Genomic DNA, 23,033 nt, shown 5'->3' with positions numbered 1-23,033 from the left:
GAATCGCAGCCACCTGGTGACAGTCGGGTTGGGACTTGGCGCTGTCGGGGGATTCGTCGGCAGCCTGTTCCGAGAACGGAGTGCGCTGGCCGCTGCACGCGATGTGGTGGCCGAGGGAAGTGAGGAACCGCCTACATGGGGCGTCGGCTCGTACCGCTCACACTGGACAACCTTCCGGATCTCCCAAGGCGCTGCCGCTCGTGTGTCTTCTGGGAACTTGATCCGGTCAGCGGGGAAGCCGCAGTAAAGTCCGGCAGACCTGAACTCGAGAAGGAAGCCTGGATCTCCGCAGTGTTGCTGGAGTGGGGCTCCTGTGGGCGGGTCGTCTACGTGGATGACGTCGCGGTCGGCTTCGTTCTCTACGCACCGCCTGCGTACGTTCCCCGTTCCACAGCGTTTCCCACCAGCCCTGTCTCTCCCGACGCCGTACAACTGATGACCGCGTTGATCGTGCCCGGATTCCAGGGGCAGGGGTTGGGCAGAGTGATGGTCCAGACAGTGGCCAAGGACCTGCTGCGACGTGGCTTCAAGGCGATTGAGGCATTCGGCGACGCCCGGTGGAAGGAGCCGGCGTGTGTGCTGCCCGCGGACCACTTGCTCGCGGTCGGCTTCAAGACGGTGCGCCCTCACCCCGTACATCCGCGTCTCAGGCTCGAGCTGCGTTCGACTCTTTCCTGGAAGGAAGACGTCGAGCTGGCGTTGGATCGTCTGCTGGGTGCCGTACAGAAAGAGCCGGCACTGCGGCCCCTCTGACCGTGGCTGCCGGTTGTTTAACATGCGAAACGGGCCCTCCCCGGGGGTAGGGCCCGTTTCACGTGAAACAGTCAGCTGTTACTTCTGGCCGATGAAGTTCTCGAGATCACGGAGAATCGCGGCCTTCGGCTTGGCGCCGACGATCGTCTTGGCGACCTCGCCGCCCTGGTACACGTTCAGCGTCGGGATGGACATCACGCCGTACTTTGCCGCGGTAGCCGGGTTCTCGTCGATGTTGAGCTTGACGATCTCGATCTCGTCACCGTGCTCAGCAGCGATGGCCTCCAGCGAAGGCGCGATCTGACGGCACGGACCGCACCAGGCGGCCCAGAAGTCCACCAGCACGGGCTTGTCGTTCTTCAGGACGTCCTCATCGAAGGAATCGTCGGTCACGTTCTTCAGGGCGCCGGCCACGGCGGCCTCCTTAACTTCGGGGGGTGGGGTTCGAGTGGAAGCGGTCAGACTGCCGGGGTCTTCTCCGGCTCGGCGGGCTGCTCGTCGGAGAGCGCTGCCAGGAAGCGCTCTGCGTCAAGAGCTGCCGAGCAACCGGTCCCGGCGGCTGTGATGGCCTGTCGGTAGGTGTGGTCGACGACGTCGCCGGCGCCGAAGACACCCTTCAGGTTGGTGCGCGTCGAGGGGGCTTCGACCTTGAGGTAGCCCTCGTCGTCGAGGTCGAGCTGGCCCTTGAAGAGCTCCGTGCGGGGGTCGTGGCCGACAGCGATGAACAGACCCGTCACCGGAAGTTCGGAGGTCTCACCGGTCTTGGTGTTGCGCAGGGTGAGGCTGGAGAGCTTCTGGTCCCCGTGAACCGTGGCCACCTCGCTGTCCCATGCGAACTTGATCTTCGGGTCGGCGAAGGCGCGGTCCTGCATGGCCTTGGAGGCTCGCAGGGAGTCCCGGCGGTGGACGATCGTGACGGACTTGGCGAACCGGGAGAGGAAGGTAGCCTCCTCCATCGCGGTGTCACCGCCGCCGATCACAGCGATGTCCTGGTCCTTGAAGAAGAAGCCGTCACACGTGGCACACCAGGAGACGCCCCGCCCGGAAAGTGCGTCCTCGTTGGGCAGGCCGAGCTTGCGGTGCTGGGATCCCGTGGTGACGATGACGGCCTTGGCGCGGTGCACCGTGCCCGCAGTGTCCGTGACGGTCTTGATCTCTCCGGTGAGGTCGACGGAGACCACGTCGTCGGGGATGAGCTCGGCGCCGAACCGCTCAGCCTGCGCGCGCATGTTGTCCATGAGCTCAGGGCCCATGATTCCGTCCTGGAAGCCCGGGAAGTTCTCCACGTCGGTGGTGTTCATCAGCGCGCCGCCGGCGGTGACAGCTCCCTCGAACACCAGCGGATTCAGCGACGCGCGAGCGGTGTACAGGGCGGCGGTGTAACCAGCCGGCCCGGAGCCGATGATGATCACATTACGGACGTCGCTCACGGGTTCTTCCTCGTCTCTGCAGACTGCCTACTGCCTACTGGGGTCGGTTCCACGACTCTCACCCCACCCAACGGATCCTACGGGGCATGCATTCCCGAAAGAGCGGCCCGGCTCCCGGCGTGGGCCTCAGGGGCGAGCGTAGGAGTGCGTAAGCAGCAGGTGGCCTTTTGTCACGGCCTTGGAATCCACACAGGTTGCATCGACGACGTAGGCCTGTACTCGGCTCGTGTCAGTCACATGAGGCAGCACGACCAGGAACGCGGCTGTTCCTTCGTAGCTGCCCTCCTCCACGGCCAGGGCGGGCGCGTTCCGGCCTGTGCCCTGTTGCACGCACGGTGGAACATCCACGATCGGTGCCAGCAGGCGGGTGCTGGGGGTCGCATCTCCCGGGGGCAGGTTTCCCGGGGACGATGTGGTGTCCAGTGGCGGTTCGGCCGGAGTGTGACCTGGACTCCCGGACGCCTTCGACTCGTTGAGGAGCGTGCGGACACGGCCCTCCAGCGTTCCTTCCGAATAGTCTCCGTGGCTCTTCTCGGCGGCGCTGACTCCGTGGTCGGCCATCGAGCCTGCCGAATCCTGGGACGACTGAAGGGACTGGAGTACGAAGACGCTCATTCCGATGGCCGCGGCCCCGAAGGCCGTACCAAGGACAATCGTGCGACGCCTACGGCGAGCCGGACTCCTGCCGGGGCCGGTGGCACCGCGAGGACGACCGGCCGGTCGGGGTGCGGTCATGCCATCCGTCGGCAGATCGTATGTTTCACGTGAAACAGAGGACGCTGCGGCCGGGCCCACGGTTACCTCTGTTTCACGGGCTGCCGCGTTCGGACCCGTGGCAGCAGACGCGGCTTCCTCTGCCAGCGCCGTGCCGATGCGGTGGGCGACGTCTTCCGGCATGGGCTCGGGAAGCGGTCCCACCGCCCCCAGCAGTGAGCGGATCTCCTCGAGCGACGCGTGGATGTCGCCACATTCAGCGCAGGATTCGATGTGGTGACGGACTTCTGCCGCGCGGGACGGCGGGAGGATGCCTTCCATGAGATCTGCGATCTCCGAGACGTCCGGGTGCTGAGCCGTGTCGGCTGTGGATGTCATGCGAGCCCACCTCCACCCTTGACGCCGGCAGGATCTCCGTCACCTGCTTTTCGTGGTCCTGACGCCGGTGGGACGGATGGCCCCTGCGTCCGGTTCCTTTCCATGCGGCTGTCCTTGCCGTCCCCTCTGTTGCTACGTAGATGGGTCAGCAGGGGAAGCAGTCTGGCCCGGCCTCGCGCACAGCGGCTCTTCACGGTGCCGGTCGGTACGTCGAGAATGCGGGCTGCCTCCGCTACGGGATAGGCCTGCATGTCCACGAGAACAAGGGCGGCGCGTTGTTCGGCCGGCAGCGTGGCGAGGGCGGCCACGAGTTCGCGGTGCAGATCCCGCCGCTCCGCGGGAGCTTCGGCGGATTCATGAGGTTCCATGAGTTGATCGAGCCGCTCGGTGTCGTCGACCGGCGCGGTTCTCCGGGAGGCCGTCTTGCGGGCACGGTCGAGACAGGCGTTCACGGTAATCCTGTGCAGCCACGTGGTGACCGCGGACTGGCCACGGAAGGTGTGGGCGGCGCGGAAGGCGGAGACGAGGGCGTCCTGCACCGCGTCAGCAGCCTCCTCTCGGTCCCCGAGCGTGCGCAGGGCCACTGCCCAGAGGCGGTCACGGTGCCGCCGCACGAGCTCACCGAAGGCGTCCGGTTCGCCTGCGACGTGCTGAGCCAGGAGATCCTGGTCGCTGGTGTCGGCGAATCTGGCGTCGTCCAACGGTGAGCCCCCTCCCCTGGTGCCGTCAGCTGGTGACCTTGATGTCCGAGATCTTGCCCCTGTAGTTCCCGTCGTCACTCAGAGGCAGTTCGGTCAGCCAGATCAGAAGGTACCGTGCCTGCACCGGCTTGTCGGGCTTGAGGGACACCTTTGTCCCGGAACCGCTCGCGGCTTTCGTGAAACCCCCCGGCAGCTGAGGGAAGGACGCGTCCTCGGTGCTCCTCAGCTCGACGGAAGTGTTTCCGCCGAGGAAGGACACATCGACGTTCCCCACCTGCTGAACCTTGCCGAGGTCGAGGACGATTCCGACGCCCTCCTTGAGCCGTCCGAAGTCGGCGCTGTAGTAGCCGTCCGTGTTCCAGTAGGAGCTTGTGTCACCGTCGTAGACGTTCTTCGTGGAGCCTGGCTTCTCGGAGCCGTCGCCGAGCGGGTCGTAGTCCTGGGTTCCCACGATGGTGACCGGCTTGCTGGGTTCGGCGGCATTGTTGTCGTCGCCCCCGTCGTCGGTGGTCTGGGTCGGGGTCGGCTCGCCTGAATCGTTCCCCCTGTTCAGGACGGTTTCCGCGAGCTGCCAGCTGCCCAGGCCAAGAGCTGCGATGAGCAGCGCGGACACTGCCCACTTGAGTGCTTTGCCGGTGCGACTCTGCAGAGGGGGCGGCGGGACGATGACAGGCTGCGTGGCCGAAGTGGGCCGTGCGGACGGGCGTCCGTAGGTGCCCTGCTGGTACGTCGTGCGCTGGTACTCCGGCGGCGCCGTGAATGTCGGCTCCGGGGGAAGGACCCGCGGCATGGCCGCGACCGCCTTCGCCAGCTCGTCCGGGGTGGTGCACGGCTGTTCCTGCCGTGACGCGGTAGCGCCGTCGTTGGCGAGCGCCCGCATGGCGAGCTCGGACAGACCCCGGTGGACGCCCGCCCGTACCTGGTCCGGGGGAATGAGTCCCAGGTCCTTGGGGAGCCCGGAAAGCCCGTACGCGTCGCTCTCGTAGGGCCAGCGCCGGGTCAGGGCGGCGTAGAGGAGCGCGCCGATCGATTCGGTGTCCGTGCGCAGAGGCTGATCGGCGGTGATTCCGCGCAGAGCGGCGTTCACGGCCAGACCACGGATTCTGTACTGGCCCGTCGAGCTACGCAGCACGGCACCCGGAGTGAGGCGCAGATGTGCGAGCCCTTCGCGGTGTGCGGCAGCCATGGCCTGGGAGATCTGGCTCACGAGCTGGTAGGCGTCGTGAGCTTCCAGGGGCCCGGCGGCCAGGAGCGCTGTGAGCTCGGTGGCGTCGGGGAGCCATTCGTGGACGACGTAGACGAGGTCGCCCTCCTCCACCGCGTCCAGGACCTGGACGAAGCGCGGGTCGCCGAGCAGCGCGGACGAGCGGGCCGCCGCCAGCACCGAACGGGCGCGAGGATGATCGGCGGGCAGCAGATGCACACCCACCGCGCGCCGCAACTTCTCGTCGACGGCACGCCAGCTGCTGAATCCGTCCAGCCGGGTGACGCACTCCTCGAGCCGGTAGCGTCTGGCCAACTTGTGGCCGCTGTGCAGGTCGGGGGACGCCGGCACCGCGTCGGAGCCGTCCTGCTCGCTCTCCGCGTCCTTCGAGCTTGCGCCCTTCACGTCCTTGCTTTGTGCCGTCCCGTCGGTCGTGGCCGCGTCCGCCTTGGCGGTCAGCGGCTCGTCGCCGCTGTTGTCGGCCACGTCGACAGCAGCCGTGCTACGTTCCGCCACCGTCGTTCCTGCCTCCCCATCCGTTGCGCGATGCCAGCCAGCTCTGCACAGTCACGCCAATTGTGCCCACACTCCGGCGCTATGCACGACACGCGGTGTCCAGCGATGGTTGTGCGGCACGGAGCGCGTATCAGCGTCCGAGACGTCCCCGGACCATGCCGACCATGCCGTTGAGCTCTTCGATACGCATCTTCTTCGCCGAGACGAAGAAGACACCCAGCAGGACGACGCTGCCACAGACCAGTGCCACAACAGAGCCGCCGGCTCCCTCACCGAGAGTCTTGAGGAGAGCGAAGCCCACCCCGCCGCCTACCACGGCTGCGGGGACCGCGGCCAGGCAGAGACGGGCGTAGGTGCGCACCACACGGGCGCCGTCGAGGTCGCCGCCCAGCCTGTGGCTCAGCCGTCGCCACGCGATGCCGACACCGACCGCGTACGCCAGCCCGTAGGCACCCGCCATACCCACGACTGCCCACTGGGCCGGAAGAATCACGTAGCAGAGGGCGGAGGCCGCCGCGTTGACAGCCGCGACGATGACCGTGTTGTAGAAGGGGGTACGGGTGTCCTCGTACGCGTAGAAGCCACGCAGCACGACGTACTGCACCGAGTACGGGATGAGGCCGAGGCCGAACGCCATCAGGATGAAGCCCATCGACCGCGCTGCCTCGGTGCCGCTGGAGGCGTAGAGCAGCGTGCACATCGGCAGTCCGAGCGCGAGGAAGGTGAAGGCGACCGGGACGATGGCCACCGCCGAATTGCGCAGACCTTGGGAGATGTCGTCCCGGACGGCCCCGGGGTCGTTGTCGTGGGCGGCGCGGGAGATGCGGGGAAGCAGGGCCGCCATGACCGAGACGGTGATGATGGCCTGCGGCATGCCCCAGATCAGCTGGGCGTTCGAGTAGGCGAGGAAGCCCGTGCCGTCCTTGCCCGACAGCTTGCCTGCCGAGGTCGCCAGCTGCGTGACGACGATGACCCCGGCCTGGTTGGCCAGGACGAAGAGCACCGTCCACTTGGCGAGCCTGACCGTCTTTCCGAGCCCGTGCCCCTTCCAGTCGAAGCGGGGACGGAAGCGGAACCCAGCCTCCCGGAGGTACGGGATCATGGCCAGGGCCTGGACGACGAGACCGAGCAGCGTACCGATGCCGAGCAGGCGGACGCCCTCGGCAGGGATCGTCTCCACGCCCATCCGGGATTCGGCGGAGGAGCCGTAGACCCAGATGAACAGGCCGAACGTCACGATCATGACGATGTTGTTGAGGACCGGGGTCCACATCATCGCGCCGAATTTCCCGCGCGCGTTGAGGATCTGCCCCATGACCACGTGCACGCCCATGAAGAAGATGGTGGGCAGGCAGTAGCGGGCGAAGGTGACGGACACGCTGTTCGCCGCGACGTCGTTCGCGATGGTCGGGGACATCATGTGGATGAGCCACGGAGCAGCGAGGACGGCGACCCCGACGATCAGGCCCAGGGCGACCATCACCAGCGTCAGCAGCCGGTTGGCGTACGCCTCGCCACCGTCCTCGTCGTCCTTCATGGAGCGGACGAGCTGCGGAACGAAGACGGAATTGAGTCCGCCACCCACCGTCAGGATGTAGATCATCGTCGGCAGGGTGTACGCGATGGTGAAGCTGTCCCCGAGCAGCGCCGCGCCCAGCGCCGCAGTGATCACGAGGCTGCGGACGAAGCCGGTCAGCCGCGACACCAAGGTGCCCGCCGCCATCAGCGCGCTGGACTTCAGTATCCCGGCGGCCCGTCCGCCGGACTTCGGCGGAGCCGGAGCCGCTTCAGGCTCGGCTGGAGGGCTCGCGGGGCGGCCTGACCCTTCCTGGTCGCGGAAGAGGTGCGCGAAGGCGTCCTGCTCCCCCCGGTCGTCGGAAGCCTGGGTGACCAGGTCGTCCACCCCTACGTACTGGGTGGTCGCGGCATTGTCGCCGTAGGGGAGGTGCCTGGAGGGGCCTGCGGGCTCCGGTGGCGGCGTCTGGGCCCAGATACGGGCGTCAGGGGCGTGCTGAGCCGCCGGGGGCTGCTGGTAGAGCGCCTGCGGTTCCTGGTAGGTACCCGGAGGCGGCGGGGGATGGGCGGCGCGGTCGTAGAGCGCCTCGGCCACCGGATCCTGAGCGGCGAGATCCTGGGCACGATACGGATCGTGGTCGTACGCGTGCTGCAGGTAGGGATCGGGTGTCTCGCCGTCCCGTCCTGGGCCAGGTGGCACCGGCGGACCGCTGGAAGACCCAGCTCCGCCCGCGCCCTGGCCGCGGTCACCGTCGTACGGCGCGTTCATCGAAACCCCACCTCATTGTCCCCGGCCGACAGGCCCCGACAGACATCGCTCAACGGTCCACTTTCTCACCCGGGCCCGATGGGTTACCGCTTTCCGGACCGGTGTCCGACTCCGGGTCACTCGGCTGCTCGGGTTCCCCGCCGCCCTCCGATGCGCCGCCCGCCACGGTGCGCTTGCGGTGGGTGTACATCCTGATGCCTGCCAGGACCAGCAGCAGCAGACCGCCGGCGATCACCAGGAGCACCGTCGGCGTGACCTCCGAGACCTTCACCGTGAAGGTCATCGCCTCGCCGTAGGGCGCACCGTCGGCCGTGAAGAGACGTGCAGTGACCTGCGCCTGTCCGTTGGCGTTGGCAGCGGCGTCGAATTTCACGGACTGGCTGTGCCCGCCCGCGATCTTGACCGGTCGCTCGGCGACCGCTCCGCCGTCGTTGAGGTTGAGCCGGGTGGCATTGCCCGACGTCAGACGGAGCACGAGGTGATCGACGCCCTGCACCAGTTTGTTCTGCACGGTCACCGGGATCGTGGCGCTCCGACCGGACAGCGTCACGTCCGACTTAGTGATCAGCTGGACCTCGTTGGTGAGCCCCTGCAGATAGGTGCGGACCGAGTCGCGGTAGCGCTGCGCTTCGAGCGGACTGCCGCGCCATGACGTCGACACTGAACGGTTGATCGCGTTCCCGAAGGGGGTCACCACCCGGTCGGGCTGCGTGAGGATGACCTGGAAGCTGTCGAGCGAGCCCTGCGTCGTCCGGATGTCCTGGAACGCCTGGGTCGGCAGTTCCTGGCTTCGAAGCTTCTTGGGGTACTGGGATGCCCTGGGTACCCGCGTCGTGGCCTGTGCGTCCGGCTTCCGTTCGGAAGCCTCCGTGAGGTCGAGAGGCTCCGTCCAGTGTTCGGCCGTAAGGGCCTGGAGAGCGCGCGCCATGGTCTGTGCCTGGGCGGCGGTGGGTGTCCGCTGCGGGGCGACAACGATGCTGCGCTGCTTGTCGGGGGCCTGCTCAGTCACTGCCAGCGTCTGCGCCAGGAACCTCTGGACCGCCAGCGTCGAGGCGCCGGCCTTGGTCATGTCGCCGGTGAACGCGGTGGAGAGCCGGTAGTCCGAGACCACAGCGGTGGTGCCCCCACCGATCGGCCGGGCCGAAGTCGGTGTGTAGAGCAGTCCGCCGGTCTCCTCGAGGCTGTCGCTTCGGGCGATCACCTTGTGTGCGCCCGCCGAGGTGGCGACATCGACGACCGAGGGATCGATCGCACCGTCCACCGGCCAGGCGAAGTCGGTGGACGGCTTCACATGAAGCACGGTCTCGACCGTCGTACCCGCGACCTCGGTCGCCGTCTGCAGGTGACTGAGGGCGCCGGAGACGTTCTTGCCACGGTGGGCGATGGAGGCCAGATCGGGGTCGGCGAAAGGCAGGGCGACCACCTTGCCGTCCTTCACGGCCGCCTGCAGATCCGTGAGCCACTTCTTGGCGATGGTCTGGTTCGTCCCGGCGACCGTGGTGTCACCGGCCTTGACCCGGTAGTTCTTCGTCATCGCGTCGACCGAGGCCAGTAGGTCAGGGTCGATCACCCATGTCACGGGGAGCTGGCGACCCAGCGAGACCAACTGTTCCAGGCGTCCGCCGGGGGCGAGCTCGAGGGCCAGATCATCATTGGCGAACACGGGCGTCTGCTGCTCGTCGGAGCCCGTCTCGGCGGTGACGTGCGCCGACGCGATGAGGGGCCAGAGGAAGGTGAGCTCGGTCTTGCTCTTGGTGTCTTCGGGCTGCCACGGAAGGAAGGTCCGCTGGATACCGAGGACCTGGTCGTAGGCGTAGTCGGCCGTCCGGCCTGTGAGGGACACCCCGAGCTGGTAGACGCCCTCGGTGCCCAGGTCCAGCTTGTCCACCGGGACGGCGAGGGTGAAGTCCTGGCTGACGCCGGACGCCAGCTTGGGGACCTTCAGTGTGTACGAACCGCCCAGCTTGGCCGGGTCACTACCGGGCAGGTAACCGGTGCGCTTGGCGGCCTGGTCGATGTCTCCTCGGCCGGACAGTCTCGGCCCGACGCGCAGGTCGACCTCGGCGTCCGTGACCGTCTTCTTCCCCTTGTTGGTCAGGGTGCCGGAGACGGTGAGGGTGTCGCCCTCGACAGGCGCGCTGGGGGCGAGCGTGTCCAGAGACACATCGACGGTGCGCGAGCCGGTCGGCGCCTTTGCCGGCCCCTCGGCATGTGCCGAGGGAGCCGCGGGGCCGGCCAGAAGGCCGGCGATCAGCGGCGCCCCGACGATCAAGGAGGCTGTGCGCCGGAGCCACCGGCGGGCAGGGGAGGTATTCATCCCCTGAAAGTCTGCCGCCTCGGCCACGCGCATCCGTCCCTCGTCGTCGTCAGCTGGTGCTGGTCCTGCCGGTCTCTGCGTCCACGCATGGTAACGATGTGCCCGATGTCTGAGTGCCGGGGACCGCGTCACATGATCGGGAGAGTCTCGCAGGGTCGCCGGAAACGATGACGCCCGGGCCGGTCCGGCCACGTACCCTTTTCTGTTGTGCCGAATGCCAACGAAGACAGCCCCCGTGCACTGAACCAGGTGCAGCACCGCGCAGTGAGCGAACTGCTGCGGGTGTCCCCCGTCGCCGACGACCTCGCCCTGCGATTCCACGAGGCCGGTTTCAGCCTCGCCCTGGTCGGCGGGTCGGTCCGCGACGCGTTGCTCGGCAGGCTCGGAAACGACCTGGACTTCACGACCGACGCCCTCCCGGAAGATGTCCTCAAGATCGTCCGCCCTTGGGCCGACTCGGTCTGGGAGGTCGGAATCGCGTTCGGCACCGTCGGCTCGCAGAAGGACGGCTACCAGATCGAGGTCACGACCTACCGGTCGGAGGCGTACGACAGGACCTCACGCAAGCCCGAGGTCTCGTACGGCGACTCGATCGAGGACGACCTCGTGCGTCGCGACTTCACGGTCAACGCCATGGCCGTCGCGCTGCCGCGGAAGGAGTTCATCGACCCGCACGGCGGCCTCGACGACCTGGCGCAGCGCGTTCTGCGCACGCCAGGCACGCCCGAGGCGTCCTTCTCCGACGATCCGTTGCGGATGCTGCGCGCAGCGCGGTTTGCCGCCCAACTGGGCTTCGAGGTTGCCCCTGACGTGGTCAAGGCCATGACGGACATGGCGGGACGTATCGAGATCGTCTCGGCCGAGAGGGTCCGTGAGGAACTGAACAAACTTCTGCTCTCCGGACACCCCCGCAAGGGGCTGGGGCTTCTCGTCGACACGGGCCTTGCCGACCACGTACTGCCTGAGCTTCCCGCCCTGCGCCTGGAAAGTGACGAGCATCACCGTCACAAGGACGTCTATGAGCACTCCTTGACGGTCCTGGAGCAGGCCATAGATCTCGAGGAGGACGGCCCCGATCTCGTTCTGCGTCTGGCCGCTCTACTCCATGACGTCGGTAAGCCGAGGACGCGGCGCTTTGAGAAGGACGGACGGGTCTCGTTCCATCACCACGAAGTGGTGGGGGCCAAGATGGCCAAGAAGCGGATGACCGAGCTGAAGTACTCCAACGACATGATCAAGGACGTGTCGAAGCTGGTGGAACTTCATCTGCGCTTCCATGGTTACGGCGACGGGGAGTGGACCGACTCCGCCGTGCGCAGGTATGTGCGGGACGCGGGACCACTGCTGGACCGGCTGCACAAGTTGACGCGCTCGGACTGCACGACGCGCAACAAGCGCAAGGCGAATGCCCTGTCGCGTACGTATGACGGGCTCGAGGAGCGCATTGCGCAACTGCAGGAGCAGGAGGAGCTGGAAGCTATCCGGCCCGACCTGGACGGCAACGAGATCATGCAGATTCTCGGCGTGGGGCCGGGCCCTGTGATCGGCGAGGCTTACGCGTTCCTGCTGGAGCTCCGTCTGGAGAACGGCCCGATAGAACGCGACGCCGCGGTCGCCGCGCTCAAGGAATGGTGGGCCGCACAGGAGGCCTGACGCCTGCTGTGGTGGGGCGAGTGGGAGATCTGAGGGAGCCACCGTGTTTCACGTGAAACACGACCGGTTCCCCGCGAGGGACCTGGAACAGTGAATGAGGGGCGTTGTTTCACGTGAAACAACTCCCCTCATTCCTTGATGCGGGCGCGTCGGACTGCTGTGTGCGTGTGCCGTCGGCGCAGCATGGACACCGAAACGATGGCGTAGAGCACGGCCACGGTGAGCACCACGACGACGGACCGCCCGTCTGGGGGCAGGACGAGGGCTGACATCGCTGCGGCGGCGACGAAGGCGGCATTGAACAGCACGTCGTAGAGCGAGAAGATCCGGCCCCGGTAGGCATCGTCCACAGAGGTCTGCACCTCGGTATCCGTGGCGATCTTCGTTCCCTGGGTCACGAGTCCGAGGATGAAAGCTGCCGCCAGCATCGGAGCGGGGGCGAACGGGAGCCCCAGCGCCGGCTCGAGGAGGGCGGCGGCTCCGGCGCAGCCGGCCAGCCAGCGGTATCGCCCGAAGCGTCCGACCGCCCACGGCGAGAGCAGGGCAGCCACGAAGTAGCCGGCGGCGGACGCTCCGAGCGCGAGGCCGAGGAAGGCGAGGCCGTCGGACTCGCCGTCGGACCAGGCGTAGCGGCACAGCATCAACACCATCACGGTCAGCGCTCCGTAACAGAAGCGGACCACCGTTATGGCGGCCAGAGCGTGCGCGGCGTCCCTCCGCTCAGCCAGATGGCGCAGCCCTTCGATGAGCCCTTGTGCTGTGGTGGTGAGGGCCTTCCGCACTGGCACATGGTGGAGGTTCCGGTCCGGCCCCAGGAGTGTGCGGGGCAGAGACGTGGCGGCCAATCCCGAGACAAGGTAGAGGACCGCGCCCAGCAGGACTACAGCGGCGTCCGACCCGTCCGTCAGTAGCCGGATGGCCAGGGCGAGACCCCCGCCGGCAGTGGCGGCCAGCGTGCCGGCCGTCGGGGAGAGGGAGTTGGCGAGGACGAGCCGTTCGGTGTCGACCACGCGCGGGAGTGCTGCCGACAGCCCTGCGAGCACGAAACGGTTGACAGCAGTGACGCACAGGGCGGAGGCGTAGAACAGCCAGTCCGGGACGGAGCTCAGGAGCAGCAAGGCAGTGCAGCAGGCCAGCGCGGCGCGCAGCAGATTTCCGTACAGGAAGACCTGCCGTCGGGGCCAGCGGTCGAGCAGGACTCCCGCGAACGGTCCGACGAGCGAATACGGGAGCAACAGCACCGCCATGGCTGAGGCGATGGCGCCGGGTGTCGTCTCGTTCTCCGGTGAGAAGACCACGTAGGTGGCGAGCGCGACCTGGTAGACGCCGTCAGCCGATTGGGAGAGGAGTCGTACGGCGAGTAGGCGACGGAAGTTCCGAAGGCGCAGGAGTACGCCCAGATCACGCACGACAGGCATGTGTGCAAGCGTCACACATGTGGGGGGCCTCCGGGCGGATTGCCCGGGGACCCCCCATATGGAGAAACAGCGTCACCGAAGCGGTGACGAGTTGGCTCAGCGCTCGACGTCGCCGTTGATGAACTTCTCGACGTTCTCGCGGGCCTCGTCGTCGAAGTACTGGACCGGCGGCGACTTCATGAAGTACGAGGAGGCGGAGAGGATCGGACCGCCGATACCGCGGTCCTTGGCGATCTTCGCGGCGCGCACGGCGTCGATGATGACACCGGCGGAGTTCGGGGAGTCCCAGACCTCGAGCTTGTACTCCAGGTTCAGCGGAACGTCACCGAAGGCACGGCCTTCGAGGCGTACGTAAGCCCACTTGCGGTCGTCAAGCCACGCCACGTAGTCCGAGGGGCCGATGTGGACGTTGTCCGCACCGAGCTCGCGGTCACGGATCTGCGAAGTGACGGCCTGCGTCTTCGAGATCTTCTTCGACTCCAGGCGCTCACGCTCGAGCATGTTCTTGAAGTCCATGTTGCCGCCGACGTTCAGCTGCATCGTGCGGTCCAGGACGACGCCCCGGTCCTCGAACAGCTTCGCCATCACACGGTGCGTGATGGTGGCGCCGACCTGGGACTTGATGTCGTCGCCGACGATCGGGACACCGGCCTCGGTGAACTTGTCCGCCCACTCCTTGGTGCCGGCGATGAAGACCGGGAGAGCGTTGACGAACGCGACCTTGGCGTCGATGGCGCACTGCGCGTAGAACTTCGCAGCCACCTCGGAGCCGACAGGCAGGTAGCAGACAAGAACGTCGACCTGCTTGTCCCTGAGGACCTGGACGACGTCGACGGGAGCCTCGGCGGACTCCTCGATCGTCTCCCGGTAGTACTTGCCGAGACCGTCGTGGGTGTGGCCGCGCAGAACGGTCACGCCGGTGTTCGGTACATCGGCGATCTTGATGGTGTTGTTCTCGCTGGCGCCGATGGCGTCCGCCAGGTCGAGGCCGACCTTCTTCGCATCGACGTCGAAGGCGGCGACGAACTCGACGTCGCTCACGTGGTAGTCGCCGAACTGGACGTGCATCAGACCGGGCACCTTGCCGGCCGGATCGGCGTCCTTGTAGTACTCGACGCCCTGCACCAGCGACGCGGCGCAGTTGCCCACGCCGACGATGGCTACGCGAACCGAACCCATGCCGATTGCTCCCTGTGTGTTCTCGGTGTTCCCCGATGACGCCTTGCGGCTCCGCGGGGTGTCACTTGGTGTCGTCGGGCGGATCCGGCCGGGTGTCGTCCCGGTGCCGGGGCAGGCCGCCCGTCTCTCCTGATGAGTCGTGCTGAGTGGAGCTCTCGGGCGAGGATCGTCGCCGATCCCGTCCCGACCGCTCGCTCTCGATGAGCTCGTTCAGCCAGCGCACTTCGCGCTCCACGGACTCCATGCCGTGTCGCTGCAGCTCAAGCGTGTAGTCGTCGAGTCGTTCGCGGGTGCGGGCGAGAGAGGCACGCATCTTCTCGAGGCGCTCCTCCAGCCTGCTGCGGCGGCCTTCGAGCACGCGCATCCGCACCTCGCGCTCCGTCTGTCCGAAGAAGGCGAAGCGAGCCGCGAAGTGCTCGTCCTCCCAGGAATCCGGACCGGTGTGCGAGAGCAGCTCCTCGAAGTGCTCCTTACCTTCTGCCGTCAACCGATAGACGATCTTGGCGCGGCGCCCGGCCAGCGAGGACGCCGGGGCGGTCCCACGGCCGGCTGTGGGCGGCAGGGCCGGGACACTTCCCGGTTCCTCGATCAACCAGCCGTTCGCGACCAGCGTCTTGAGGCAGGGGTAGAGCGTGCCGTAGCTGAAGGCGCGGAAGATGCCCAGCGAGGTGTTGAGTCGCTTGCGCAGCTCGTACCCGTGCATGGGGGACTCGCGGAGCAGGCCGAGTACGGCGAATTCGAGGATGCCGGAGCGTCTGCTCATCTTCGCCTCCTCCTCCGTGTGGCTGCCGGGGCTGCCGACTCCATCTTATGCCGCGCTGATGTATCGACTCGATACATCAGCACGATAGATCGGCTCGTGATGTTCGACAAGGGGATGGTTCGTGAGCGGCGTCACATCCCCGATTCATAGGGAGCGACTTGCGTAATTTGGGGTGAAGTTCGGTCCACGGAGGTTTTTGACCGTGCGTAGTCTGTGCGGCATGCAGACCACCGGGAACCGCGAGACGCCATCGTGCGTCCGTTATCGCGGACTGCCGGATGTACTGCGGGTGAGCCTTCCGCAGGGCTTGGCCGTAATTCGGGGGGACCGGAACTCAACTGCCGCTTCCAGGCGCTCTCGCCTGCCCGAGGAGTAGTCGTTCGATGAGCGAGCACCGTCGCAAAACGCCGCAACCGCAAGGTGGCGGGCGCGCAGCGGCCAGACGAGCCGCCCAACAGCCTGCTGGTCGCCGCGCCGACCCGTCACGCAGAGCAACGCATGAGTCACCTTCAGTGGAGCACGGTGAGGAGCCGTCGTCGTACGGCGGCCGCGCCGAGGCCCGTCGCGCCGCCCAGCGTGGCGGGGGCCGGCGGCGGGGAGGTGGCGACACAACCGGTCACGAAGGCCGCGGCCGGGGTCCGGAGGACTCCGGCAAGAAGCGCATGATCGACTACCCGCGTGCGGGGAAGTACGGCTTCCGGCGCTGGGTCCCGTCGTGGAAGCTCGTCTCCGGCCTGTGCCTGGGCTTCCTCGGGATCATGATGGGCGCGGCAGGCATCGCCTACGCACTGGTGGTGCCCCCCGAGCCCAAGGACCTCGCCACCGCCCAGAACAACGTCTACTACTGGGCCAACGACACCCAGATGGTCGCCACGGGTGGTTCCGTCAACCGGCAGTCGCTCGAGTACGCGCAGATTCCCGCAGCGATGCGGAACGCCGTCATCTCGGCCGAGAACAAGACGTTCGACGACGACAGGGGCATCGACCCCATGGGCATCGCCCGTGCCTTCTGGAACATGGCGCGGGGAGGTGACACCCAGGGCGGCTCGACGATCACCCAGCAGTACGTGAAGAACTCCATGCTCAGCCAGGACCAGACCGTGAGCCGGAAGGTCAAGGAGCTCTTCATCACGCTCAAGGTCGGTGGAACGGTCCCGAAGAACAAGGTCATGGAGGGCTACCTCAACGTCTCCTACTACGGCCGGGGCGCATCAGGTCTCCAGGCCGCCGCACGCGCGTACTACGGCAAGGACGCCACGGCCCTGAACCCGAGCGAGTGCGCCTTCCTGGCGACGCTGCTCAAGGGCGCGAGCTACTTCGACCCCGCGGGTGCCCCCGAGGTCGACCCGGTGAAGGCCTCCGCCAAGGAGAACACCCGGCGTGCCAAGGCGCGCTGGAGCTGGATCCTCGACGAAGAGGTCAAGGACGGCCGGATGAGCGCGGCCGAGCGGGCGAAGTACAAGACGTTCCCCATGCCCAAACCGCCGAAGAAGGACGCCAAGCTGGGCGGCCAGATCGGATACCTCGTCGACCTCGCCACGAAGTACTTCCTCGCGCACAACACGGAGGGCGTCACCGAGAAGGAACTGGCCCGGGGCGGCTACGAGATCCACACGACCTTCGTCGAGGAGAACGTCGAACAGCTCGAGAAGTCGATCAATACGGTGTACGACGCCAAGATCAACGCGAAGAAGCGCCCCGACAAGGACACACACGTCCAGTTCGGTGGCGCGTCGGTCGACACCAAGACGGGTGCCATCGTCGCCACGTACGGCGGCCGGAACGCGACGGAGCACTACACCAACAACGCGGACGCGACCGGAGCGCAGGTCGGCTCGACGTGGAAGCCGTTCGTGCTGGCGGCTGCCATGGAGTACGGCAAGCGGGACCCCAAGCTCGGTCCCGACCAGGGCGAGTCGGACCGCACGCCCGTCTCGCCGAAGAGCGTCTACGACGGCGACAACGCACTGACGATCAACCAGTACAACGGTGACGTGTGGCTGGACAAGGACGACAAGGAATGGCACCAGACCAACGACGGTGACAAGTCCTACGGCGACATCACGCTCAAATACGCCATGCAGGAGTCAGCCAACTCCCCGTACGTCCAGCTCGGCATGGATGTCGGCACCGACAAGGTGAAGCAGGCCGCCATGAGCGCGGGGCTCCGTGACGACGACTACATGGCGGACTCCAGCGTTCCCTCGTTCTCCATCGGTACCTCCTCGCCGAGTGCGATCAGGATGGCCGGCTCGTACGCCACCTTCGCCACCAGCGGCAAGCAGCGGGAGCCCTTCTCGGTCACCGAGGTCAAGCACAAGGGCGAGATCATCTATCAGCACAAGACGGAGACGAAGCAGGCGTTCCGGAACGTCATCGCGGACAACGTCACCGACGTGCTGAAGAACGTCGTCGAGAACGGGACGGGCACGCCCGCCCAGCTCCCGGGTCGGGACGTGGCAGGCAAGACGGGTACCACGGACGGCAACAAGTCGGCCTGGTTCGTCGGCTACACCCCGCAGGTCTCGACCGCCGTCAGCATGTTCCGGATGGACGACGACGAGACGCAGAAGAACCGTGAGTTCCTGGAGATGTACGGAACGGGCGGCGAGAAGTCGATCCACGGAGCCTCGTTCCCCGCGCAGATCTGGCACGACTACATGGCCGAAGCGATGAAGGGCAGGAAGGTCGTCAAGTTCCCGACGCCGGAGCCGTTCGGCGAGGTCGTCGGCGAGAAGCCCACCCCCAGCCCGACGCCCAGCCCGACGCCTTCGCCCTCGCAGACCACTGAGGAGCCCGCTTCCCCGTCACCCACCCCGACGACGCCGTCCCCCTCACCGAGCGAGACGTGCCAGCCGCTCGACTGGGAGTGCAAGAACAACCAGACCGGCGGGAACAGCAACGGCAGCAACAACGGGGGGACCACGGACGGGTCCACCGACGGTGGGACGGACGCCGGGACCACGGACGGCGGGACGGACACCGGAACGACCACAGGAACGACCGACGGCACGACGACGGGCGAGGAGAACGGCCGCGGCGGGATCTTCGGCGGCGGCGGATAGCACCCGCCCAGGGCGGCACCGATGAAGCGCCGCCCTCCGGGAAGCCCGTCGGAGAACGCCCGGACACGCGTATGAGGGCCGTCGACACCATCCAGGTGTCGACGGCCCTTCGTGTGTCCCGGACGCGGGCCACGCCCGCACACAGCGCCGTACGGCAGGATGTGCGGCATGCCAAGCGCAGAAGACACGAGCGTGCACCAGGAGCCGTCCGTCGTACCGCCCACGCGACAGGACGAGATCGCCGCGGCGGGCAGCGAGCTGATCGGCGGGCCCGCGGGCCGCTGGGCACGGTTCGGGTCCGGACCCCTCACACCTCTGCGCGTCATCGCGCTCGTGGCGATCGGGATGTTCGCACTCGGCATGGTGCAGAAGATCCCTTGCTACGACTGGGCATGGTTCCGCGGCACCAGTTCGCAGTACACGCACGCGTGCTACTCGGACATCCCGCACCTCTTCGTCGGACGTGGCTTCGCCGACGGCCTCGTGCCCTATTTCGATCGCCTCGACGGCGACATGGCCTACCTCGAGTACCCGGTCCTGACCGGTCTCTTCATGCAGATCGCGTCCTGGCTGACACTGACCCCGTCCTCGGACCCCGTCCAGCAGCGGGAGCAGATGTACTGGATGGTCAACGCCGGCATGCTGATGATCTGCGCGGTGGTGGTCGCGCTGTGTGTAGCCCGAACGCACCGGCGCCGGCCCTGGGACGGTCTCCTGGTCGCGCTCGCACCTGCGCTCGCTCTCACCGCGACGATCAACTGGGATCTGCTGGCCGTCGCGCTGACGGCCGTTGCGATGCTCATGTGGTCCCGCGGCAGGAATCTCGCCTTCGGTGTCTTCATCGGCCTTGCCACCGCCGCCAAGCTCTATCCCGTGCTGCTCCTCGGGCCTCTGCTGGTGCTGTGCTGGCGGGCCGGGAAGTGGCGCGCCTACGGGGTGGCGCTCTTCGGCGCGGCGGCGGCCTGGCTGCTGGTGAACGTCCCGGTGATGGCGTACGCCCCGGAGGGGTGGAAGAAGTTCTACACGTTCAGCCAGGAGCGGCAGATCGACTACGGCTCGTTCTGGCTGATCATCACCCAGCGCACCGGCCGGCCCATCGACGTGAGCACGGTGAACACGGCGTCGGTGCTGATGATGATCGTGCTGTGTGCCGGTATCGCCGGACTGGCTCTGACCGCCCGGCACCGGCCGCGCTTCGCCCAACTGGCGTTTCTCGTGGTGGCGGCCTTCATCCTGACGAACAAGGTCTACTCACCGCAGTACGTGCTCTGGCTGATCCCTCTGGCCGCGCTGGCCAGGCCCCGCTGGCGGGACTTCCTGATCTGGCAGGCCTGCGAGGTCATGTACTTCCTGGGGATCTGGTTCTACCTCGCGTACACGACGAGCGGGGACAAGCACCAGGGACTGCCGCAGGAGGGCTACCAGGTCGCGATCGTCCTGCATCTGCTGGGAACGCTCTACCTGTGCGGCGTGATCGTCAGGGACATCCTGCGGCCGGAGCGGGACCCCGTCCGTCGCGGCGGGTCCGACGATCCGTCGGGCGGAGTGCTCGACGGGGCGCCGGACCGTAGCGAACTCCCGAAGGCGCGCGCGCATTCCTCCCGGAACACGTCACCCGCGGTCGAAGGACCGCAGGTGACGTGGGGAACCACCCGCAGAGCGGGCTGAGAGAAGCCGGCTCCGTCTATCGGTCCACGAGCCTGTCGAACTGGGTGGTGGTGTGGCGCAGGTGGGCCACCAGTTCGTCGCCCACCTTGGGCTCCTGGGCGTCCGAGGGCACGAAGAGGATCGACACCTGCATGTGCGGCGGCTCGGCGAACCAGCGCTGCTTGCCCGCCCAGACGAACGGCGACAGGTTGCGGTTGACCGTGGCCAGCCCGGCGCGTGCCACGCCCTTGGCGCGCGGCATCACGCCGTGGAGGGCCTTCGGGGCCTCCAGACCGACACCGTGGGAGGTCCCCCCGGCGACGACCACCAGCCAGCCGTCGGACGCCGCCTTCTGCTGGCGGTAGCCGAAACGGTCCCCCTTGACGACGCGGGTGACGTCGAGGACCGCGCCGCGGTACTCGGTCGCCTCGTGGTCGCCGAGCCAGAGCCGCGTGCCGATGCGCGCGCGGAAGCGGGTCTGCGGGAACTGCTGCTGCAGCCGTGCCAGTTCCTCGGCCCGCAGGTGGCTGACGAACATCGTGTGCAGGGGCAGCCGGGCGGCACGCAGCCGGTCCATCCAGGCGATGACCTCCTCGACCGCGTCCGAGCCGTCCGTGCGGTCGAGCGGCAGGTGCAGCGCGAACCCTTCGAGGCGTACGTCCTCGATGGCTGCGTGCAGCCGGCCGAGCTCCTCCTCCTTCACCCCGTGGCGCTTCATCGAGCTCATGCACTCGATGACCACTCGCGCGCCCACCAGGGCGTGCACACCGTCGACCGACGAGACGGACCGGATGACGCGGTCGGGCAGAGGTACCGGCTCCTCGCCCCGGCGGAAGGGCGTGAGCACCAGCAGGTCGCCGCTGAACCAGTCCTTGACGCGGGCGGCCTCGTACGTGGTCCCGACGGCCAGCGTGTCGGATCCGAAACGGATCGCCTCGTCGGCCAGCCGCTCGTGTCCGAAGCCGTATCCGTTGCCCTTGCAGACGGGAACGAGCCCGGGGAACTGGTCCAGCACGGACTTCTGGTGCGCCCGCCAGCGCGCGGTGTCGACGTAGAGGGAGAGCGCCATGGCCGGCCCGGAACCTTTCTGGTGGCTGCGGTGTAAGTGAGAGAGAAGAGGAACTGATGGACGGGGGTTCGCGGTGCGGTCAACGACGGGACATGTACATATCCAGTGCCTTGTGCAGCAGCTTGTTGAGGGGGAAGTCCCATTCACCGACGTACTCGACGGCTTCGCCGCCGGTGCCGACCTTGAACTGGATCAGCCCGAAGAGGTGGTCGGTCTCGTCCAGCGAGTCGCTGATGCCACGCAGGTCGTAGACGGTCGCGCCCATCGCGTACGAGTCGCGGAGCATCCGCCACTGCATGGCGTTGGAGGGACGGACCTCGCGCCCGATGTTGTCCGAGGCGCCGTAGGAGTACCAGACGTGCCCGCCGACGACGAGCATCGTGGCGGCCGACAGGTTCACGCCGTTGTGCCGCGCGAAGTACAGCCGCATCCGGTTGGGGTCCTCGGAGTTGAGTACCGACCACATGCGCTGGAAGTACGAGAGCGGGCGCGGCCGGAAGTGGTCGCGCACGGCGGTGATCTCGTACAGCCGCTGCCATTCGGCGAGGTCCTCGTAGCCGCCCTGGACCACCTCGACGCCGGCCTTGTCGGCCTTCTTGATGTTGCGCCGCCAGAGCTGGTTGAAGCCCTTGAGCACGTCCTCGAGGGAGCGGTTGGCCAGAGGCACCTGGAACACGTAACGGGGCTGCACGTCGCCGAAGCCGGCACCGCCGTCCTCGCCCTGCTGCCAGCCCATCTTCCTCAGCCGGTCCGAGACCTCGAAGGCGCGCGGCTCGATGTGACTGGCTTCGACGTCACGCAACCGCTTCACATCGGGATCCTGGATTCCCGACTTGATGGCGGCCGAATCCCAGCGGCGGATGACCACAGGGGGGCCCATCTTCACCGAGAAGGCACCCTGCTGCTTCAGATGGGCGAGCATCGGCTGGAGCCACTCGTCCAGGTTGGGGGCGTACCAGTTGATGACCGGCCCCTCCGGGAGGTACGCGAGATAGCGCTTGATCTTGGGCAACTGGCGGTACAGCACCAGCCCGGCGCCCACCATCTCGCCGTTCTTGTCGAACCATCCCAGGTTCTCCGAGCGCCATTCGGTCTTCACGTCAGCCCACGCCGGGACCTGGCAGTGACTGGCCGAGGGCAGACTCTGGATGTACGCCAGATGCTGTTCTCGGCTGATGGTCCTCAGGGTCAGGCTCATGCGGGGCGCTCCTCGGCAGGTGTGTCCCCATCGGTCAGGGGCTCCGGCTCTCGCGCCGAAGCCTACTGTGACCGAAGGGCGCCCGGTCTGGCCCGTAGGGGCCGGACCGGACACCACCTGCTCGGGACCGCCCGGCTGTGCACTGCGTGGGACGGTCGACCTCGTCTGTTGCGGCTGTGCCGGTCAGGTGACGACGCCACCGAAGAGGCCGCCGTGCGCCATGCCCAGATAGAAGCCGACGGCGGACGAGCCGAGCCCCAGGATCAGAGCGAACCGCTCCCAGGTGGTCCTGGAGATGTACTGCCCGTATGCGCCGGTCAGGATGCCGATCAGACCGGCCCACGAGCTGATCAGGTGCAGGCTGTGGAACATCGCCGTGACGAACGCGAGGACGCCCAGGACGCCGGTCACGACCATCAGCGTTTCCTGCAGCGGATGCGGCTTGCCGTCCGTTGCGAAGAGAGATCCCGTGGCCGGACGGGCCCTGGACGAGCGGGCAGCGGTTCGGCTTCCGGCGGGACGGACTGTCTGTGCCATGGAGCACCTCCGGGCGGGAAGGGCGGTGCAATGTAGCGCCTCTCACACCGCATCTGTCTTGATTGTGCGCCCTGAACACCGGATTTCAACCGGAAGCCGGTCTGCGGGTACTCTGTACGGTCTGCACCGGTGTCTGCCTAGAGCCAGCGCTGCGGCCCCCTCGAATCTCAGAGACGGGCGTTGTCAGTGGTGGCTGTTTTACTCGGA

General features: G+C 67.2%; 17 protein-coding genes. 4 read left to right on the top strand and 13 right to left on the bottom strand.

Annotation, left to right across the window (positions count from 1 at the left end):
- Nucleotides 1–135 precede the first annotated feature (135 nt).
- Entirely contained in the window at nt 136–753 is a 618-nt protein-coding gene (locus tag LWJ43_RS16260) for a GNAT family N-acetyltransferase (RefSeq protein ID WP_277332958.1), read from the top strand.
- A gap of 78 nt (nt 754–831) precedes the next feature.
- On the opposite strand, the gene trxA is transcribed toward LWJ43_RS16260, so the two are convergent.
- The 7 genes from trxA to LWJ43_RS16225 all read right to left on the bottom strand — a co-directional run bounded on the left by trxA (nt 832) and on the right by LWJ43_RS16225 (nt 10,324).
- The gene (trxA, locus tag LWJ43_RS16255; RefSeq protein ID WP_014155214.1) at nt 832–1,167 is read right to left on the bottom strand and encodes a thioredoxin; all 336 of its coding nucleotides are present in this window, start codon (nt 1,165–1,167) and stop codon (nt 832–834) included.
- 44 nt (nt 1,168–1,211) lie between these two features.
- A complete protein-coding gene (trxB, locus tag LWJ43_RS16250) occupies nt 1,212–2,183 on the bottom strand; it encodes a thioredoxin-disulfide reductase (RefSeq protein WP_277332957.1) in 972 nt (323 codons plus the stop codon).
- A gap of 126 nt (nt 2,184–2,309) precedes the next feature.
- On the bottom strand, nt 2,310–3,275 hold the full coding sequence (locus tag LWJ43_RS16245) for an anti-sigma factor family protein (protein WP_277332956.1): 966 nt from the start codon (nt 3,273–3,275) through the stop codon (nt 2,310–2,312).
- A complete protein-coding gene (sigM, locus tag LWJ43_RS16240) occupies nt 3,272–3,976 on the bottom strand; it encodes an RNA polymerase sigma factor SigM (RefSeq protein WP_277332955.1) in 705 nt (234 codons plus the stop codon). The genes LWJ43_RS16245 and sigM overlap by 4 nt, the downstream gene beginning before the upstream one ends.
- 25 nt (nt 3,977–4,001) lie before the next feature.
- Nucleotides 4,002–5,696, bottom strand: coding sequence for a serine/threonine protein kinase (locus LWJ43_RS16235; protein WP_277332954.1), 1,695 nt, complete (start codon nt 5,694–5,696; stop codon nt 4,002–4,004).
- A gap of 130 nt (nt 5,697–5,826) precedes the next feature.
- Complete coding sequence (murJ, locus tag LWJ43_RS16230) at nt 5,827–7,980, bottom strand: murein biosynthesis integral membrane protein MurJ (protein ID WP_277332953.1); 2,154 nt, start codon at nt 7,978–7,980, stop codon at nt 5,827–5,829.
- Between the two features lie 49 nt (nt 7,981–8,029).
- A complete protein-coding gene (locus LWJ43_RS16225; protein WP_277332952.1) occupies nt 8,030–10,324 on the bottom strand; it encodes a DUF6049 family protein in 2,295 nt (764 codons plus the stop codon).
- A 180-nt stretch (nt 10,325–10,504) separates the two neighbouring features.
- On the opposite strand from LWJ43_RS16225, the gene LWJ43_RS16220 reads away from it, so the two are divergent.
- On the top strand, nt 10,505–11,950 hold the full coding sequence (locus tag LWJ43_RS16220) for a CCA tRNA nucleotidyltransferase (protein ID WP_277332951.1): 1,446 nt from the start codon (nt 10,505–10,507) through the stop codon (nt 11,948–11,950).
- 128 nt (nt 11,951–12,078) lie between these two features.
- On the opposite strand, the gene LWJ43_RS16215 is transcribed toward LWJ43_RS16220, so the two are convergent.
- The 3 genes from LWJ43_RS16215 to LWJ43_RS16205 all read right to left on the bottom strand — a co-directional run bounded on the left by LWJ43_RS16215 (nt 12,079) and on the right by LWJ43_RS16205 (nt 15,310).
- Nucleotides 12,079–13,368: an MFS transporter gene (locus LWJ43_RS16215; protein ID WP_277332950.1), complete on the bottom strand. Its 1,290-nt coding sequence runs from the start codon at nt 13,366–13,368 to the stop codon at nt 12,079–12,081.
- 96 nt (nt 13,369–13,464) lie between these two features.
- Entirely contained in the window at nt 13,465–14,547 is a 1,083-nt protein-coding gene (locus LWJ43_RS16210; protein WP_277332949.1) for an inositol-3-phosphate synthase, read from the bottom strand.
- A 61-nt stretch (nt 14,548–14,608) separates the two neighbouring features.
- On the bottom strand, nt 14,609–15,310 hold the full coding sequence (locus tag LWJ43_RS16205) for a PadR family transcriptional regulator (RefSeq protein WP_277332948.1): 702 nt from the start codon (nt 15,308–15,310) through the stop codon (nt 14,609–14,611).
- Between the two features lie 662 nt (nt 15,311–15,972).
- Here LWJ43_RS16205 and LWJ43_RS16200 point away from each other — a divergent pair.
- Both LWJ43_RS16200 and LWJ43_RS16195 read left to right on the top strand, forming a co-directional pair.
- Nucleotides 15,973–18,375: a transglycosylase domain-containing protein gene (locus tag LWJ43_RS16200; RefSeq protein ID WP_277332947.1), complete on the top strand. Its 2,403-nt coding sequence runs from the start codon at nt 15,973–15,975 to the stop codon at nt 18,373–18,375.
- Between the two features lie 168 nt (nt 18,376–18,543).
- The gene (locus LWJ43_RS16195; protein ID WP_277332946.1) at nt 18,544–20,043 is read left to right on the top strand and encodes a glycosyltransferase family 87 protein; all 1,500 of its coding nucleotides are present in this window, start codon (nt 18,544–18,546) and stop codon (nt 20,041–20,043) included.
- Nucleotides 20,044–20,059: 16 nt separating this feature from the next.
- On the opposite strand, the gene LWJ43_RS16190 is transcribed toward LWJ43_RS16195, so the two are convergent.
- The 3 genes from LWJ43_RS16190 to LWJ43_RS16180 all read right to left on the bottom strand — a co-directional run bounded on the left by LWJ43_RS16190 (nt 20,060) and on the right by LWJ43_RS16180 (nt 22,826).
- Nucleotides 20,060–21,091, bottom strand: a complete 1,032-nt coding sequence (locus LWJ43_RS16190) for an alanine racemase (protein ID WP_277332945.1) — start codon at nt 21,089–21,091, stop codon at nt 20,060–20,062.
- A 79-nt stretch (nt 21,092–21,170) separates the two neighbouring features.
- Nucleotides 21,171–22,289, bottom strand: coding sequence for a lipid II:glycine glycyltransferase FemX (locus LWJ43_RS16185; protein ID WP_033296787.1), 1,119 nt, complete (start codon nt 22,287–22,289; stop codon nt 21,171–21,173).
- A gap of 183 nt (nt 22,290–22,472) precedes the next feature.
- A complete protein-coding gene (locus tag LWJ43_RS16180) occupies nt 22,473–22,826 on the bottom strand; it encodes a hypothetical protein (protein ID WP_277332944.1) in 354 nt (117 codons plus the stop codon).
- Nucleotides 22,827–23,033: the final 207 nt, after the last annotated feature.

The sequence above is a fragment of the Streptomyces sp. JH34 genome, from assembly GCF_029428875.1.
Classification (GTDB): Bacteria; Actinomycetota; Actinomycetes; order Streptomycetales; family Streptomycetaceae; genus Streptomyces.
Note: the sequence above shows the minus strand (reverse complement) of the source record. Positions and strands in the feature narration are given on the sequence as shown.

What these genes read in the sequence shown, in the direction of transcription:
- LWJ43_RS16260 (WP_277332958.1), top strand. Translation starts at nt 136, where the DNA reads ATGGGGCGTCGGCTCGTACCGCTCACACTGGACAACCTTCCGGATCTC.
- LWJ43_RS16245 (WP_277332956.1), bottom strand. Translation starts at nt 3,275, where the DNA reads ATGACATCCACAGCCGACACGGCTCAGCACCCGGACGTCTCGGAGATC.
- murJ (WP_277332953.1), bottom strand. Translation starts at nt 7,980, where the DNA reads ATGAACGCGCCGTACGACGGTGACCGCGGCCAGGGCGCGGGCGGAGCT.
- LWJ43_RS16215 (WP_277332950.1), bottom strand. Translation starts at nt 13,368, where the DNA reads ATGCCTGTCGTGCGTGATCTGGGCGTACTCCTGCGCCTTCGGAACTTC.
- LWJ43_RS16210 (WP_277332949.1), bottom strand. Translation starts at nt 14,547, where the DNA reads ATGGGTTCGGTTCGCGTAGCCATCGTCGGCGTGGGCAACTGCGCCGCG.
- LWJ43_RS16205 (WP_277332948.1), bottom strand. Translation starts at nt 15,310, where the DNA reads ATGAGCAGACGCTCCGGCATCCTCGAATTCGCCGTACTCGGCCTGCTC.
- LWJ43_RS16200 (WP_277332947.1), top strand. Translation starts at nt 15,973, where the DNA reads ATGATCGACTACCCGCGTGCGGGGAAGTACGGCTTCCGGCGCTGGGTC.
- LWJ43_RS16195 (WP_277332946.1), top strand. Translation starts at nt 18,544, where the DNA reads ATGCCAAGCGCAGAAGACACGAGCGTGCACCAGGAGCCGTCCGTCGTA.
- LWJ43_RS16190 (WP_277332945.1), bottom strand. Translation starts at nt 21,091, where the DNA reads ATGGCGCTCTCCCTCTACGTCGACACCGCGCGCTGGCGGGCGCACCAG.
- LWJ43_RS16185 (WP_033296787.1), bottom strand. Translation starts at nt 22,289, where the DNA reads ATGAGCCTGACCCTGAGGACCATCAGCCGAGAACAGCATCTGGCGTAC.
- LWJ43_RS16180 (WP_277332944.1), bottom strand. Translation starts at nt 22,826, where the DNA reads ATGGCACAGACAGTCCGTCCCGCCGGAAGCCGAACCGCTGCCCGCTCG.